Source organism: Sporosarcina sp. P32b (assembly GCF_002743335.1).
In the GTDB taxonomy this organism is placed as follows: Bacteria; Bacillota; Bacilli; order Bacillales_A; family Planococcaceae; genus Sporosarcina.
The window spans coordinates 102,338-117,350 of sequence record NZ_PDZB01000005.1; the positions used below are offsets into that span (position 1 = coordinate 102,338).

The window sequence follows — 15,013 nt, forward strand, 5'->3', positions numbered from 1 at the left end:
TATACTGAAATGAAGAAACTTACCCTTTCCCTATTCGCATTAATCTTAATGCTTGCACTAGCTGCTTGTGGCGGTGCGAAAGACGAAGAAAAACCTGCAGACAATGCAACACCTGAAGACAAGCCAGCTGAAGAAAGCAAGGAAGTAACGATTACACATGAACTTGGTGAAACAACACTTGAAAAGAACCCTGAAAAGGTAGTCGTTTTTGACTTTGGAACATTAGATACGTTGGATGAGCTAGGAATTGAAGTTGCAGGTCTTCCACAATCAAACGTACCAGGTTACCTTTCTAAATACGAAGATGAGAAATATGAAAATCTTGGTAGTTTGAAAGAGCCTGACTTTGAAGCAATCAATGCAATGAAGCCAGACGTGATCTTCATCTCTGGACGTCAAACAGACTTGTATGATCAGTTATCTGAAATTGCACCAACAGTTTACATGGGTATTGATACAGCTAACTACATGGATTCTTTCAAAGAGAACATGGGCAAAATCGCTACAATCTTCGATAAAGAAGATGAGATGAATACTGAATTAGCAGATGTAGATGCAAGCATCGAAGACATCAAAACTAAGACTGAAGGTATCGACAGCAATGCATTGATCATCTTAGCAACTGAAGGAAAAGTAAGTGCATACGGCCCGAGCTCACGTTTCGGACTAGTACATGACGTATTCGGTTTTGAACCCGCTGACGAAAAAATTGAAGTTTCTACACATGGACAAAATATTACGTTTGAATATATCTTAGAAACAAACCCGGATATTCTCTTCATAATCGACCGTGACGCAGCTATTGGTAACGGCGCAACAGCAAAAGATTCTGTTGAAAACGATCTTGTGAAGAAAACAAACGCATTCCAAAATGACAAAATGGTTTATTTGAACGGTGAATACTGGTACCTATCTGGTGGCGGGCTTCAATCAATCAAAGAAATGATCAAAGAAGTAGAAGCTGGACTATAAGAACGAATGAAACCCCGGGAGACTCTGTCTTCCGGGGTTTTTATATGCTTGTTGATTGTTCTTTAGCTTTAATTTGTTGGATTGAGCCCAATTACGATGTTTGGCCGCTCAATCGTGTTAAGAATCCGCTCATCCCCTCGGCCTACCCGCTCAATCATGTTCCGCATTCGCTCATACCTTAGCCTACCCGCTCAATCACGTTCCGTATTCGCTCATTACCTTGGCCTACTCGCTCAATCACGTTCCGTATTCGCTCATTACCTCAGCCTACCCGCTCAATCACGTTCCGTATTCGCTCATTACCTCGGCCTACCCGCTCAATCATGTTCCGTATTCGCTCATTACCTCGGCCTACCCGCTCAATCATGTTCCGCATCCGCTCATACCTCGGCCTACCCGCTCAATCACGTTCCGTATTCGCTCATTACCTCGGCCTACCCGCTCAATCATGTTCCGCATTCGCTCGCCCTAGCCCACATCCAAAACCACCAAAACAAACCAAAAAACAAAACTAGTCAAATACAAATAAAAAGTGCTATAATGACACCTGTAAAGACATATAAAGATTGCACAATAGAAAGGTAGAAGCCTTGTGAAAAAGAAAGAAATATCTCGGAATAAATTACTAGGTATCGCTGGGACAGGCTGGATGTTCGACGCGATGGATGTTGGAATTCTGTCATTTGTTATTGCTGCATTAGCTGTAGAGTGGAATCTGACTTCGACTGAGATGGGCTGGATTGGTAGCGTAAACTCCATCGGTATGGCAATAGGAGCATTCGGATTCGGTTTATTGGCCGATCGGATTGGGCGCAAGCAAGTATTTATGATGACTTTGGTTTTATTTTCAGTTGCGAGTGGCTTATCCGCGTTGACAACGACATTATGGGCATTTTTAGCTTTGCGTTTCTTAGTAGGAGCAGGGTTAGGTGGAGAGTTGCCCGTTGCTTCTACATTAGTTTCGGAAAGCGTGTCTGCAAAAGAGCGGGGACGTGTAGTAGTTTTACTCGAAAGCTTTTGGGCAGCGGGTTGGCTCATAGCGGCTTTAATAGCGTATTTCGTTATCCCGGAATTCGGTTGGAGAGTAGCTCTGATTATCACAGCACTACCGGCATTTTATGCAATTTACTTACGACGTAATTTGCCTGACTCCAAGAAGTTTGAAGAGCAAGAAAAAACATCGCAAACGACAGGACAGAAACTAAAGCAATTACTGGCTCCTGCATTTAGAAAGCGGACAATTATGTTGTGGATCGTTTGGTTTGCTGTGGTCTTCTCGTATTATGGCATGTTCCTCTGGCTACCGAGCGTTATGGTGATCAAGGGTTTTAGTCTAATTAAGAGTTTCGGCTATGTATTATTGATGACATTGGCACAGTTACCAGGTTATTTCAGTGCCGCATGGTTGATCGAGCGCATGGGGCGTAAATTCGTCCTCGCTACCTATTTATTTGGAACGGCGCTCAGTGCTCTTGCTTTCGGTAATGCGGAGACATTGACTACGTTGATGGTGGCTGGTGCGTTTCTATCCTTCTTTAACTTGGGTGCTTGGGGAGCTCTTTATGCTTATTCTCCGGAACAATACCCTACAGCGATCCGAGCGACAGGCTCCGGGGTTGCAGCTGCAGTGGGGCGTGTAGGAGGTATTTTCGGACCGCTTCTCGTTGGTTCCTTGTTAACGGCAGGATACGGCTTCGGAATTATCTTTGGCATATTCTGCGCAGCAATTATGGTAGGTGTACTGGCTGTTATTTTCCTTGGAACAGAAACAAAACAAACTGAGTTAACATAGTATAAAGTAAGTCGTTTCCATTTTACATAAATGGGGGCGGCTTTTTCGATGGTTAACATTTTTGATTCGACATCGAAACCTTTATAATTACAGAAAGGAGTGGATACGATGTTTCGTGTACCAGATGAAATTGCGCGTATAGCTTTAGAACGCAGCGAAGGATTTCCAGTAGAAGGCTTTGTTCACGGGGAAGGTCCGAAATCACCGACACTCTTACTAATTGGAGAAGCACCGGGGGAACATGAAGCAATACATGGTGTTCCGTTCATCGGTCGTGCAGGTGATGAATTGATGAAATCCCTTGCATCGATTGGGTTAACACGTGAAGATGTTTATATGACGAGTTCGTTTCGCAGTAGACCGTACAAATGGGGGACAAAGAAAGAACGGGATGGTAGTTTGACGGAACGTAAGTATAATCGTCCACCCACACAAAAAGAGCAATTGGCTCATGCGCAAGTGCTCGATTTTGAAGTAGCCAATCTTCAACCAAAGCTCATCGTAACACTAGGGAATATTGGCTTGCAACGATTGCTAGGAAAACATGCGAAGGTTACAGCTCTTCATGGGCAAGTACTGACGCAACCTGTGCAATATTTAGCAGCATTAGAAGATAAACAATATAGTTTAACGGACGAATCGTACACTATATTACCGACATTCCATCCGGCATCCGTGTTTTATCGCCCATCCCTTAGACCTGACTTGGAAGCCGATTGGCACCGCATAGGTGAATACCTTCAAAGAAAAGTGCAACATCCGTTTGAATGAGATAGAAATGAGGAAACATCATGAATGCTCAAGTAAAACCTAAAGGATCCGTTAAAAACTTTATGAGCCTGGTCAAGACATTGCATTGGCCGGTAGCTGTAACAATCTTTGCCCTCTTGTTATCCCTAGTTGAAACAGCTGCGGGACTAGCTGTGCCACTGATTACTAAAGATTTAGTGGACTCGTTTACAAGTGAATTATTGAACTGGAAAACGGGTGTTTTTCTGCTCGTTTTATTCGTGGTACAAGCAATCGCCGGAGGTTTCTCCTACTATATGCTAGCCTTTATCGGTGAGACGGTAGTTGCGGATTTGCGTAATCAATTATGGCAAAAAGTACTGCGCTTACCTGTTCCATATTTTGATCGAAATGAAACGGGTGAAACGATGAGTCGGATTACGCAAGATACGACCGTATTAAAATCCCTTGTTTCAGAGCACCTAGTATCGTTCATCTCGGGGATGATTTCGATTGTTGGGGCGATCATTATTTTATTGGTACTCGATTGGAAGATGACGATTATCATGTTGATCAGTGTGCCTGTAAGTATGGCGATCTTGTATCCGCTTGGGCGCCTAATGCACAAAGTAGCAAAAGCGACACAGGCTGAGATGGCAAAATTTTCGGGGCATCTTGGCCGTGTGCTTGGAGATATCCGTTTAGTGAAAGCATACCGCGCAGAACCTACTGAAGGAGAGAAAGGCAAAGTTGCCATTCAATCGCTATTCCGATATGGGCTGAAAGAAGCGAAAATCCAGGCGGTTATTTCACCTATCATGATGTTGACGATGATGGGTATCCTAGTAGTGATTCTCGGATATGGAGGAGCTCAAGTTGCAAAAGGAGAATTATCTGCAGGAACGTTGGTTGCAATTATTTTCTTGCTATTTCAGATTATCGTGCCGTTCGCACAAATGGCTCAATTTTTCACTTCATTTCAAAAAGCAGTAGGGGCGACAGAAAGAATTCAAGGGATTCTGCGAATGAATTCTGAGCCGTCTGACGGTGAACGTTCATCGGAGACGGAAGGTGCCATTGCATTTTCAAATGTTCATTTTTCATATGAAGAGGGAAAAGGAGTAGTGAACGGAATTTCATTCATTGCTGAGAAAGGAACTGTAACGGCATTCGTCGGACCAAGCGGTGGAGGGAAGACCACAATCTTTTCCTTGATGGAGAGATTTTATCAACCGACTGCGGGGGAAATACGGCTTGGAGCAGATCCAATCCAAATGATTCCGTTATCTGATTGGCGCCAACGTATAGGTTACGTATCGCAGGAAAGCCCGTTATTGAGCGGAACCATAGTAGATAATATTGCGTACGGTTTGGAAAAGAGACCACCCCTTGAACAGATCATTGAAGCGGCAAAAGCAGCCAATGCGTATACATTCATCAAAGATATGCCGGATCAATTTGATACGATGGTAGGAGAGCGTGGTATGAAGTTATCAGGCGGCCAGCGCCAACGTATTGCGATCGCGCGTGCCTTATTGCATAACCCTGAGATTTTATTATTAGATGAAGCTACATCGAATTTAGATAGCGGTTCGGAGACACATGTACAAGAAGCATTACGCCACTTGATGCAAGGCAGAACTACGCTTATTATTGCACACCGGCTGGCAACTGTAGTGCATGCGGATCAATTACTGTTTTTAGAGAATGGACAGATTACCGGTAGAGGAAATCACGCCGAACTATTGAAAACACATGATCTTTACCGTGAATTTGCGAGAGGACAAGGATTGGCGTGAAAACTGAAGGGAGAAGAAAATATGTATGAACCGATTGATTCATCTTTCTTTAATGTACCCGTACTCGAACTTGCTCGTAATTTAGTCGGACAATATATTGTCCATGAGCAACCTGAAGGATTATCAGTGGTGAGAATTGTGGAAACAGAAGCGTATCACGGAGCTGAAGACCGTGCTGCGCATAGTTATGGCAATCGGAGAACGAAGCGCACAGAAGTGATGTTTGGCCGTCCTGGTTCTGTCTATACATATCAGATGCATACCCACACACTAATGAATGTTGTCTGTGCACAAGAGGGAACACCGCATGCTGTGTTACTACGGGCGGGCGAACCAATAGAGGGAGTAAGTCATATGCAACAACGCCGCGGCATACACATTAAGAAAGAAACGGATCTTACAAATGGGCCCGGCAAGCTCTCCAAAGCTCTTGGCGTGACGATGGCATACTACGGCCATCATTGGACACAGAGGCCTCTCTATATAGCAGAAGGCTTTCCACAGGCTGAAATAGAAGCGGGTCCGCGGGTAGGGATTGGCAACACTGGTGAAGCCGTGCATTATCCTTGGCGTTTCTATGAAAAAGACAACCCGTTCGTCTCAAAATACAGAAAATAGATTATAGAACATCTCGAATTTGTGTGGTTATAGAGAAGAATAGGGGAAATTATGAAGAAAATATTGAGAATGGGTAGTGCGTTTATTGGGATTATCGTAGGGGCGGGATTTGCTTCCGGTAATGAAATCATGACGTATTTTACGAGTTTCGGTTACTTAGGCATGATTGGCGCAGTGATTTGTACGGCACTATTCGCTTACTTAGGCATGACATTAACACGTCTTGGAAGTCGAATGCGAACACCTTCACATAAAGAAGTGATTTATAAAATTAGTGGCCGCTACTTAGGTGTAATTGTGGATGGTATTATCATTTTTACCCTATTTGGCGTGGGTGTAGTGATGCTAGCGGGTGCCGGTGCCAACTTACATCAGCAATTTGGCTTGCCGACGTTTGTAGGTAGTTTGCTTATGATCATCTTGGTGTTCTTGACGATATTATTAAATGTAGATAAAGTGGTGGCTATAATCGGGAGTGTGACACCGTTTTTAATTATTACAGTAGTTGCCGTATCTGTTTACAGTATCGTCACGATGGATACAACATTCGCAGTTCTTGATCCTGTTGCAAAAGCATTGCCAACGACATTGCCTAACTGGTTCATATCCGCAATTAACTATGTGTCATTTAATATTGCGGTAGGCGCTTCAATGGCTATTGTCATGGGTGGGGCGGAAAAAGATGAAAAGATTGCAGCACGGGGTGGATTTGTAGGGGGGCTTGTGTTAGGTATTTTAATTCTGTTAAGTCACTTGGCTATTTTTTCACAAGTGGAAAATGTGGCGGGAGCAGATTTACCGATGCTTGCCATTATCAATAATATTTCACCAATCTTTGCGATCTTCATGGCAGTTATTTTATACGGCATGATCTTCAATACAGCAGTTAGTATGTTCTATGCGTTTGGTGCTCGCTTCATTCAAAGTGGAACGATGAAGTTTAAGCTGTTTGTAGCATTTTCATTAGTAATAGGCTATGCATTAAGCTTTTTTGGATTTACAAAATTGGTCAATACACTGTATCCGGTTGTTGGCTATTTAGGTCTGTTTTTAGTAATTGCACTCATTAGGGCTTCGATTCGTATGCCAAAGAGAATATAAAAATACCCCCGCGAATGATTCATTCGCGGGGGTTGTTTCTGCTTAAACAGATTGTAATTGAAGTGCTACAGCCGGGCCGAAGAACTCGAAGTGAAGTTTATCTTCAGGTATACCCATAGCAGTAAGTTGTTGCAGTACGAACTCCATGAAGCCAGTTGGTCCACATACATAGACATCGCTGCCCGCAATAACGTTTTGTTCTAGGAACTCACGTGTGAACATGCCGTCTCCCTCTTCTGAATAAAGAGCTTTGTACGTAGAGTTCGGTAGTTTTGCATTTAATTGCTCTAGTTTATTCGCAAATGCTTGTTGACTACGTGTACGTGCGGAGTGCAAGAATGCTACTTCACGTTCTGGAGACAAGTCTGCAATAGTTGAATACATAGCTTTCATTGGTGTAATACCAACTCCACCACTGATTAAAGTAACAGGTGCTGTACCAGTAGGATCTAAGTAGAAGTCACCTGCTGGTGGGCTCACTTCCACGATGTCGCCTACACTCGCATTTTCATGCAAGTAGCATGATACTACGCCGTTTGGTGATAATGTATCTTCGCGTTTAACCGAGATACGGAAAGTCTCATCGTTTGATTTTTGAGACAAGCTGTACTGGCGGTTGACAATATTTTTCGCGCCTGGGATTTCCATACGAATCGTAATGTATTGTCCTGGCAAATAGTATGGTAATTTTTTGCCGTCAACAGGTTTTAAGTAAAATGAAGTAATGACGTCACTTTCTTCTACTTTGTCAATGATTTCAAAGTCTTTGAATAAGTGCCATCCGCCATCGGATTTCTCTGTATTCGCATACATATCTTTTTCTACACCGATGAATGCGCCAGCAATTACACCGTAAGCGGCTTCCCATGCATCCATAATTTCAGGAGTCGCTGCATCGCCAAGTACTTCTTTGATGGCTTTTAACAGATACTCTCCGACAATTGGATAATGTTCCGGCAAGATTCCAAGAGATACGTGCTTATGCGCGATTTGTACAACAACCGGTAGAATGGCTTCTAGGTTATCGATATGTTGCGCTGCTGCGTATACTGTGTTTGCAAGAGCTGTTTGCTGACGCCCTTGGGATTGATTAGCGTGGTTGAATATATCTAATAATTCTGGATGAGCCACGAACATGTTTTTATAGAATACTGTAGTAATAGCTGTTCCGTGTTCCTCTAATACTGGTACTGTGGATTTAATAACGTCGATAGTTTTTTGATCTAACATTTATAATGCACAACCTCTCCGTATTTGATATCTCTATCATAAATCAATTTGAATCCAAAAGATACATTATAAATACATGTTTAAAAAAGAAATGTGAATGTTGTCACATTCTATTCAAAAAGTAGTCAGGCTTTTGCCTGAAATGCTCAGTGTCAATCAATGATTTTTCGATTGAAAATGCTATAATGGGGAGGGAGTAGAAAGTGGTGATATTATGCGTTTAACGATGTATACAGATTATTCGCTGCGAGTTCTGATTTTTTTAGCTACTAAGCAATCGGATAAATTATCCACTGTTCAAGAAATCTCGGATGCTTATCAAATCTCGAAAAATCACCTCACCAAAATAGTCCATGAGTTAGGAAAACTGGAATTGATTGAAACCATTCGTGGTCGTGGTGGTGGAATTCGTCTCAGTGTTGATCCAAATAGCATTAATGTAGGGGAACTAGTTCGAAAAACAGAAGACGATTTTCACTTAGTCGAATGTTTTGATCCAAATAAAAATATGTGTGTGTTATCGCAGGCCTGCCAGCTAAGGGGTGTATTATATGAAGCACTTCAAGCGTACTTCGCAGTGCTAGACCGTTACACGATTGCTGATTTCCTTCACAATAAGGAAGAAATACATTCTTTACTATTTCCCACTAGTCAATCCTGAATAGTGTGGTAGAATATAGTGAGTAAACATAGTGAAATAGGAGGAATTAAAAAATGTCAAAAGTGTTAGTCATTGGGCATAAAAACCCGGATACAGATTCTATCGCATCTGCGATTACGTATGCCTATCTCAAGCAACAAATCGGAGTGGATGCAGAAGCTGTCCGTCTAGGAAATATTACAAAAGAAACAGCGTATGCGCTTGAAACATTTGGTTTTGAAGCACCACGCTTAATTGAAAAAGCGGCACCTGAAACATCTCAAGTCATCTTAGTCGATCATAATGAGAAACAACAAAGTGTGGATGACTTGGATGATGTACAAGTGTTGGAAGTGATTGATCATCACCGTATCGCGAACTTCCAGACAAGCGATCCATTGTATTATCGCGCGGAGCCAGTAGGTTGTACGGCAACGATTTTGAACAAATTATTCAAAGAGCATGGCATTGCAATTCCAAAGAACATTGCGGGCTTAATGCTTTCTGCAATTGTATCGGATTCATTATTATTCAAATCTCCAACATTTACAGATCAAGACAAGACAGCAGCTGAAGAACTTGCTACGATTGCAGAAGTAGATGCCGCTGTCTACGGTTTGGACATGTTGAAAGCTGGAGCAGACTTAAGCTCTATACCTGTAAAGGATTTGGCTAGTCTGGATTCGAAAGAGTTTGTATTCGGTGATGTGAAAATGGAAATCGCACAAGTAAATGCAGTAGACTTGCAAGATATCCTTGGTCGACAAGACGAACTAGAAGCGGAATTAAATGAAGTAATCGAACAAAAAGGGCTAGATTTATTCCTGTTTGTTGTGACGGATATCATCAATAGCGATTCTGTTATCATTGCGCTAGGAAAAGAAGCTGAACGTGCAGGATCTGCATTTAATGTGGCATTCAATAATAATTCGGCATTGTTAAAAGGTATTGTTTCACGTAAGAAGCAAATTGTGCCTGTATTGACTGAAGCACTTTCGTAATCCCCATACTGTCATGGAAATCGGTAGCCCGATCTTCTATGACAGTTTTTTTATCCTAAATCTAGAGGCTGTGTGGCAGGACCTTCTAACACGGTTCCATCCGCACGAAAACGTGATCCATGACACGGACAGTCCCACGTTTGGTCTCCTTTATTCCAACGGGTGCGGCATCCCATATGCGTACAGATAGGGGAGTCAGTCCGCGCAATATGGCCACCAGCAAACTCCTTTACCGTACGTCCCGCTAATAGTAAAGCGCGACTAGATAAAGAGCCGAAATCTGTTCTGCCAGGAGAGAATAACTCGCTCGCGGCATTCGAGCGACCGACAATCGCATCCGAGATAATTTCCGCACAAGCTAAGGAATTAGATAATCCCCATTTTCGATAGCCAGTACTAATATAGACGTCTGGCGAAGACTTTGAAATAGCTCCTGCATAAGGCACTAAATCAGGTGTGGACGGATCTTGAGCCGACCATTTGTAGACAACTTCAGGATGCCCCAAAGTCGTTTTTATATCCTCTGTTAGGCTGTCGTAATGTAGTTGAGTTTCTTTTTCCGAGCCAGCAGGATGAGATTGAGCGCATAGCAACAAGTAAGATTGGTCATCGATCGTCGCTGTCCGTATCGAGCGTTTCGGCTCATCAACCGAGATATATTGATGATCAAACGGAGTATCTGTTTTTGCCGCGGCGATATAGGAGCGCTCGACATCCAGTTTAAGAATTTGCATGCCTTCTAGTGCTTCAATTGGATAATGGGAACAGATAACTAGTTGTCGATAACTGACTACTTTAGATGAAGACAGTTTGACAAAATGACGATCCGTATCCAGAGCAGCTACTTGTGCATGTTCAAAAATACGTGCACCTTGTTTCACAGCGAGCTGTGCTAATTGTTGCCCAAAACGTACTGGATGTATTTGAGCTTCGTCTTCAATCAGTAAAGTGTGAGCTGTTTCAAAAGGTAAATAGGATGCATTGCCTGCAAGTGTAAATGGAATCCCAATCGCTTCATATGCCTTTTTCTCTGCCAATAAGCGTTCCGTACCTTCAGCTGTTTGGGAATATAGCGCGGAGTGTGCAGTTTGTAGCTGATCCGCCTCCGCAATAGATCGAGCGAAATCAACAGCCTGTTCATTTGCATTGAAATATTGTTTTGCGCTCTCCACACCAAACTGTTCAATCATGTCCGCGTATACTAAGTCATGTTGGGCGGTTAATTTACCTGTAGAATTTCCCGTTGCTCCATGCAATAAACTGTTTTTCTCAAGCAACACAACGTCCTTTCCTTGTTTAGATAAAAAATGAGCATTTGCTATACCGCTCAACCCGCCTCCGATGATTAACACATCACAAGTTATATCATCATCTACTGTTGGATATGCGGACTTTGGATAAGCGGTGGCAAGCCATAAAGATTCATTCATTCCGACACCTCATTCTGTAAAATTACATAGCCCAAGCATTAACATTGTTGCCAACTTTACTTGAATCTAAAATAGAGAATAGAAAGGTGGGGCAAAAAAATGAAAATTGAAGTATGGTCGGATTATGTTTGTCCGTTTTGCTATATTGGAAAAAGACGTTTGGAGCATGCTTTGAAACAATTAGGACTGGAGGAAACATCAGAGGTTGTATTCAAGGCGTATCAGCTAGATCCGAATACACCAGTAGCTTCAGACCTATCAGTAGTGGAAGGATTAGCCGGTAAATATAATGTCAGCAAACAACAAGCGGAAAACATGATGACAAATATAGAGGAACAAGCAAAAACGGTTGATCTTCACTATCAAGTGGATAAAATGAAAACATCTAATACGTTCGATGCACATCGTCTAGCGAAATTCGCTAAGTCACACGACGTAGAGAAGGAAGTAACAGAACGTCTTTTGCATGGCTACTTCGTGGAAGGAGAGCGTATCGATACGGAAGAAGTCCTCGTAGCGATCGCAACAGAAGTTGGATTGGATGCTCAGAAAACTAAAGAGATGCTGTATAGTAATGATTACGGGGATGAAGTAAAAAACGATATCAAAGAAGCGCAGGAAATTGGTGTCCAAGGTGTACCGTTCTTCGTAATTAATCGTAAATATGCTATAAGTGGAGCGCAACCTACAGAAGCATTTGTTGAAGCGCTTGAAAAGATTGCTAAGGAAGAGGGAATGGCGAAACCTAAGTTGCAAGTACTCGGTACAGATGAAGGCGGGCTATGTGATGATGGGGCATGTGATATCTAAAAAATAATAAACACAATAGGTAAACTGTTTTAAATGACTGAAGAAAACTCTGAAGAATGAAGTGGAGTTTTGTCTTCAGTCTTATTTATGATGGATCTTGTTTCTGTTCCGCAACAGTACGTTAGTTTTGTAAGTGGAATGGGTCCCGCTGGAACGTCAATTAAAGGTGCTTTCTGTTATCTTGCGTCCTTACAAATTACAATCGACATATTGATATCAATTATATCCCCAACCATTACCCCGCCAGCTTCGATTGCACGATTCCACATTAATCCGAAATCTTTTCGTTTGATTTTACCCTCAACGAGATAAGTAGCGCCGAATACGGTAACTTCTTGAGGGGTGATATAGAAAATGGCTCTTTTTGTCGTGTTTTTAACAGTCAAGTTTCCTGACAGTAGATATATACCGTCTGTATCGCTGTATATTGCTCGGGAAGTGAATGTCATTTCGGGAAAAATTTCAGCATCAAAAAAGTCTCCGGAGCATAGATGTAGATCACGGTCTCTATTCTTCGTCTGGATGGAAGAAACGATTACTCGAAAACTAATCTTCGTTTTCATTAGATCCGCTATGTTACCTTGTAATTCTCCTGAAAACTCTTCAAACGTTCCTGTGACAGTTGTTACCATCATGTGTGGGACGGAAAAGCCGACAGTGGACGCGATAGGATCTACCTTCCATGTATTCACTTTCACTCCTCCTTGTGGATATTTAAGTAGCTAAACTGTAATTGAAAAAACGCCAAAAGTCAAAATGAAAAACCTTGTCAAAAGGACCGTTTGCAAGCATACTAATAGATGGATAAGATTGTTTCCGTAAAACTGGAGACACGTATACTGAAAGGACTTGATGTAGATGTCAAAACATCGATGGTTTGAAGATCTTCAAAAGAATATAAAAAGCGGTTGGTTATTACTTGATGAGCCACTAAACAAATATACGAAAACACGTCTTGGCGGTAAAGCGGATGTCGTCGCGGCGCCTGGCACTATAGAAGAAGTGCAATCGGTTGTTAGCTATGCGTATAATCATGAAATTCCAATTTTATTGCTCGGGAACGGTTCGAATATGGTCGTTCGTGATGGTGGCGTTCGTGGCATTGTAATGTATATGGCAAACCTCAATGATATCAAGATTGATGGTAATAGAATGATAGCGGAAGCTGGTGCGAATATTATTGATGCATCGAGAGAAGCAGCGACAGCTTGTTTAACCGGTCTAGAGTTTGCGTGCGGAATACCAGGTTCAATTGGTGGCGCAATGGCTATGAACGCAGGAGCGTACGGTGGAGAAATCAAAGATATTATTCATCACGCAACTGTAATGGATGAAACAGGAAAAATTTTCGAGCTCTCCAAAGAAGAATTGGAACTAGGATATCGTAAAAGTATTATTACTACAGAAGGTTATTATGTGCTATCAGCAGAGTTCTGGCTCTCTGAAGGTGAACAGTGTGATATCGATGCGGCGGTTGCTGATTTAACATTCCAACGTGAATCTAAACAGCCACTTGAATATCCATCTGCAGGAAGTGTGTTCAAACGTCCACCAGGCTATTTCGCAGGAAAATTGATTCAGGACAGTGGCTTGCAAGGAAAAGGATTTGGTGGAGCAGAAGTGTCTACTAAACATGCGGGGTTCATCGTCAATAAAAATAATGCCACGGCGGCAGATTATATTCAGACGATTGATATGGTCAAAGCGGAAGTGAAGAAGAATTTCGGCGTTGATCTGGAGATGGAAGTGAAAATTGTAGGGGAAGAACTTTCTGAATAACAGAAGTAACAGGAGTTGTCTGTGAAGTCATTATTATAATGACCTCTCGGGACAGCTCTTTTTAATGTAAAAAGTTGTGGAGAAATTCTGGCAGGGGGATGGGTTGACGGGGTGGGGGAGTCGCTCCACCTACGTGCCAACCCCATCGTACTCCACTCTAACTGTATATGTTCTTAGGTCTTGAACTGAAATCTATGCAAAAAAGAGATGCCCATTCCGGGGCATCTCTTGTGATGTTAATTTTGTATCTTGCACTGGACTTTGCTCGGGTCGAGTACTTGGTCATCCTCTATTTGCACCTGGCATATCTTGCTATTTTGCATGAACTTAAAGACCCCGTTGTTGAAATCGGTCCCAACTTCTTTAAAGAAGATTCCTTCATACTGCGAATGCTTCGAAAGCGTGAAGTTGATCCGGAAGCCGTCGCCGTCAGGGATCAAATACGCGCGTACACCTTTTTCAAACGATCCTTCTGTCTCACTCTTTATCGCACGATCAACCGATACTACATGAAAATCAACAAAAGGAATCTCTCTCAACAAGACGTTCATGAAAGAACCTTTTGTGATTTCCTCCCAGCGACTTTGCGCGGTCTGTCCGATGATGATCTGTGTAATGCCATACTGGTGAGCTACTTCTTTGATGACTTTTGCAGCTGGACGCTTCTCATCGTCGCGGATAATGAATGCTTCGACATCCAACTCTTCCGCGATCTCTTTCCAACGGTCTACATACTCCGACTTCTCTACATCAAAGTCATCGAGCGGTGCAGGATCGACTGTCAGGATATAAAGCGGACAGTCCATGATTGTTGCAATTTTATATCCTCTATTAATGAGACGTTCACCATTTGGACCGTAATACACACAAACGAGAATTCCCTCGTCCATACGGCTTTTCATTTTGCCCATAATGACTCATCACCTCTTCGAATTCTATAAATTCATTGTAACCGGTTCACACTTTAGGGGAATGCTTTCCGCTGCAATTCCGCCAGAGAACCTCATCCTGCATATAGGATTACGAACTTGGCCTTACAGTATGCTGACCGCGCTTTTTATGCAGTTTTCGATAAAGTAGTGTATACTTTCGAGTAGAGATTGTTCTCTTTG

At 42.4% G+C, this 15,013-nt stretch carries 14 protein-coding genes; 10 read left to right on the forward strand and 4 right to left on the reverse strand.

Going from position 1 to position 15,013, the window contains the following annotated elements:
* The first annotated feature begins 9 nt into the window (after positions 1-9).
* From CSV64_RS05995 to CSV64_RS06025, 6 genes are all read left to right on the forward strand, one after another.
* Positions 10-972 (forward strand): siderophore ABC transporter substrate-binding protein, encoded by a 963-nt coding sequence (locus tag CSV64_RS05995; RefSeq protein ID WP_099633851.1) that lies wholly within the window; start codon positions 10-12, stop codon positions 970-972.
* Between the two features lie 649 nt (positions 973-1,621).
* Entirely contained in the window at positions 1,622-2,764 is a 1,143-nt protein-coding gene (locus tag CSV64_RS06005) for an MFS transporter (protein ID WP_199168441.1), read from the forward strand.
* 108 nt (positions 2,765-2,872) lie between these two features.
* Positions 2,873-3,535, forward strand: a complete 663-nt coding sequence (locus tag CSV64_RS06010) for a uracil-DNA glycosylase (RefSeq protein WP_099633854.1) — start codon at positions 2,873-2,875, stop codon at positions 3,533-3,535.
* A 20-nt stretch (positions 3,536-3,555) separates the two neighbouring features.
* On the forward strand, positions 3,556-5,292 hold the full coding sequence (locus CSV64_RS06015) for an ABC transporter ATP-binding protein (RefSeq protein ID WP_099633855.1): 1,737 nt from the start codon (positions 3,556-3,558) through the stop codon (positions 5,290-5,292).
* 21 nt (positions 5,293-5,313) lie between these two features.
* Positions 5,314-5,910 (forward strand): DNA-3-methyladenine glycosylase, encoded by a 597-nt coding sequence (locus tag CSV64_RS06020; protein WP_099633856.1) that lies wholly within the window; start codon positions 5,314-5,316, stop codon positions 5,908-5,910.
* Positions 5,911-5,961: 51 nt separating this feature from the next.
* Positions 5,962-7,011: a YkvI family membrane protein gene (locus tag CSV64_RS06025; protein WP_099633857.1), complete on the forward strand. Its 1,050-nt coding sequence runs from the start codon at positions 5,962-5,964 to the stop codon at positions 7,009-7,011.
* Between the two features lie 42 nt (positions 7,012-7,053).
* On the opposite strand, the gene hmpA is transcribed toward CSV64_RS06025, so the two are convergent.
* The gene (hmpA, locus tag CSV64_RS06030; protein ID WP_099633858.1) at positions 7,054-8,241 is read right to left on the reverse strand and encodes an NO-inducible flavohemoprotein; all 1,188 of its coding nucleotides are present in this window, start codon (positions 8,239-8,241) and stop codon (positions 7,054-7,056) included.
* A 214-nt stretch (positions 8,242-8,455) separates the two neighbouring features.
* Here hmpA and CSV64_RS06035 point away from each other — a divergent pair, with 214 nt between their 5' ends.
* Complete coding sequence (locus CSV64_RS06035) at positions 8,456-8,902, forward strand: RrF2 family transcriptional regulator (protein ID WP_099633859.1); 447 nt, start codon at positions 8,456-8,458, stop codon at positions 8,900-8,902.
* A 53-nt stretch (positions 8,903-8,955) separates the two neighbouring features.
* Complete coding sequence (locus tag CSV64_RS06040; RefSeq protein WP_099633860.1) at positions 8,956-9,882, forward strand: manganese-dependent inorganic pyrophosphatase; 927 nt, start codon at positions 8,956-8,958, stop codon at positions 9,880-9,882.
* A 50-nt stretch (positions 9,883-9,932) separates the two neighbouring features.
* Here the strand turns inward: CSV64_RS06040 and CSV64_RS06045 are convergent, their stop codons facing one another.
* Complete coding sequence (locus CSV64_RS06045; protein ID WP_099633861.1) at positions 9,933-11,312, reverse strand: FAD-dependent oxidoreductase; 1,380 nt, start codon at positions 11,310-11,312, stop codon at positions 9,933-9,935.
* Positions 11,313-11,411: 99 nt separating this feature from the next.
* Here CSV64_RS06045 and CSV64_RS06050 point away from each other — a divergent pair, with 99 nt between their 5' ends.
* Entirely contained in the window at positions 11,412-12,122 is a 711-nt protein-coding gene (locus CSV64_RS06050) for a DsbA family oxidoreductase (RefSeq protein WP_099633862.1), read from the forward strand.
* 176 nt (positions 12,123-12,298) lie between these two features.
* Here the strand turns inward: CSV64_RS06050 and CSV64_RS06055 are convergent, their stop codons facing one another.
* Positions 12,299-12,814 (reverse strand): YceI family protein, encoded by a 516-nt coding sequence (locus CSV64_RS06055; protein ID WP_158233007.1) that lies wholly within the window; start codon positions 12,812-12,814, stop codon positions 12,299-12,301.
* Between the two features lie 166 nt (positions 12,815-12,980).
* Here CSV64_RS06055 and murB point away from each other — a divergent pair, with 166 nt between their 5' ends.
* Positions 12,981-13,901 (forward strand): UDP-N-acetylmuramate dehydrogenase, encoded by a 921-nt coding sequence (gene murB, locus CSV64_RS06060; protein ID WP_099633864.1) that lies wholly within the window; start codon positions 12,981-12,983, stop codon positions 13,899-13,901.
* A gap of 236 nt (positions 13,902-14,137) precedes the next feature.
* Here murB and CSV64_RS06065 read toward each other — a convergent pair whose 3' ends face one another.
* Positions 14,138-14,812: an adenine nucleotide alpha hydrolase family protein gene (locus CSV64_RS06065; protein WP_099633865.1), complete on the reverse strand. Its 675-nt coding sequence runs from the start codon at positions 14,810-14,812 to the stop codon at positions 14,138-14,140.
* Positions 14,813-15,013 lie beyond the last annotated feature (201 nt).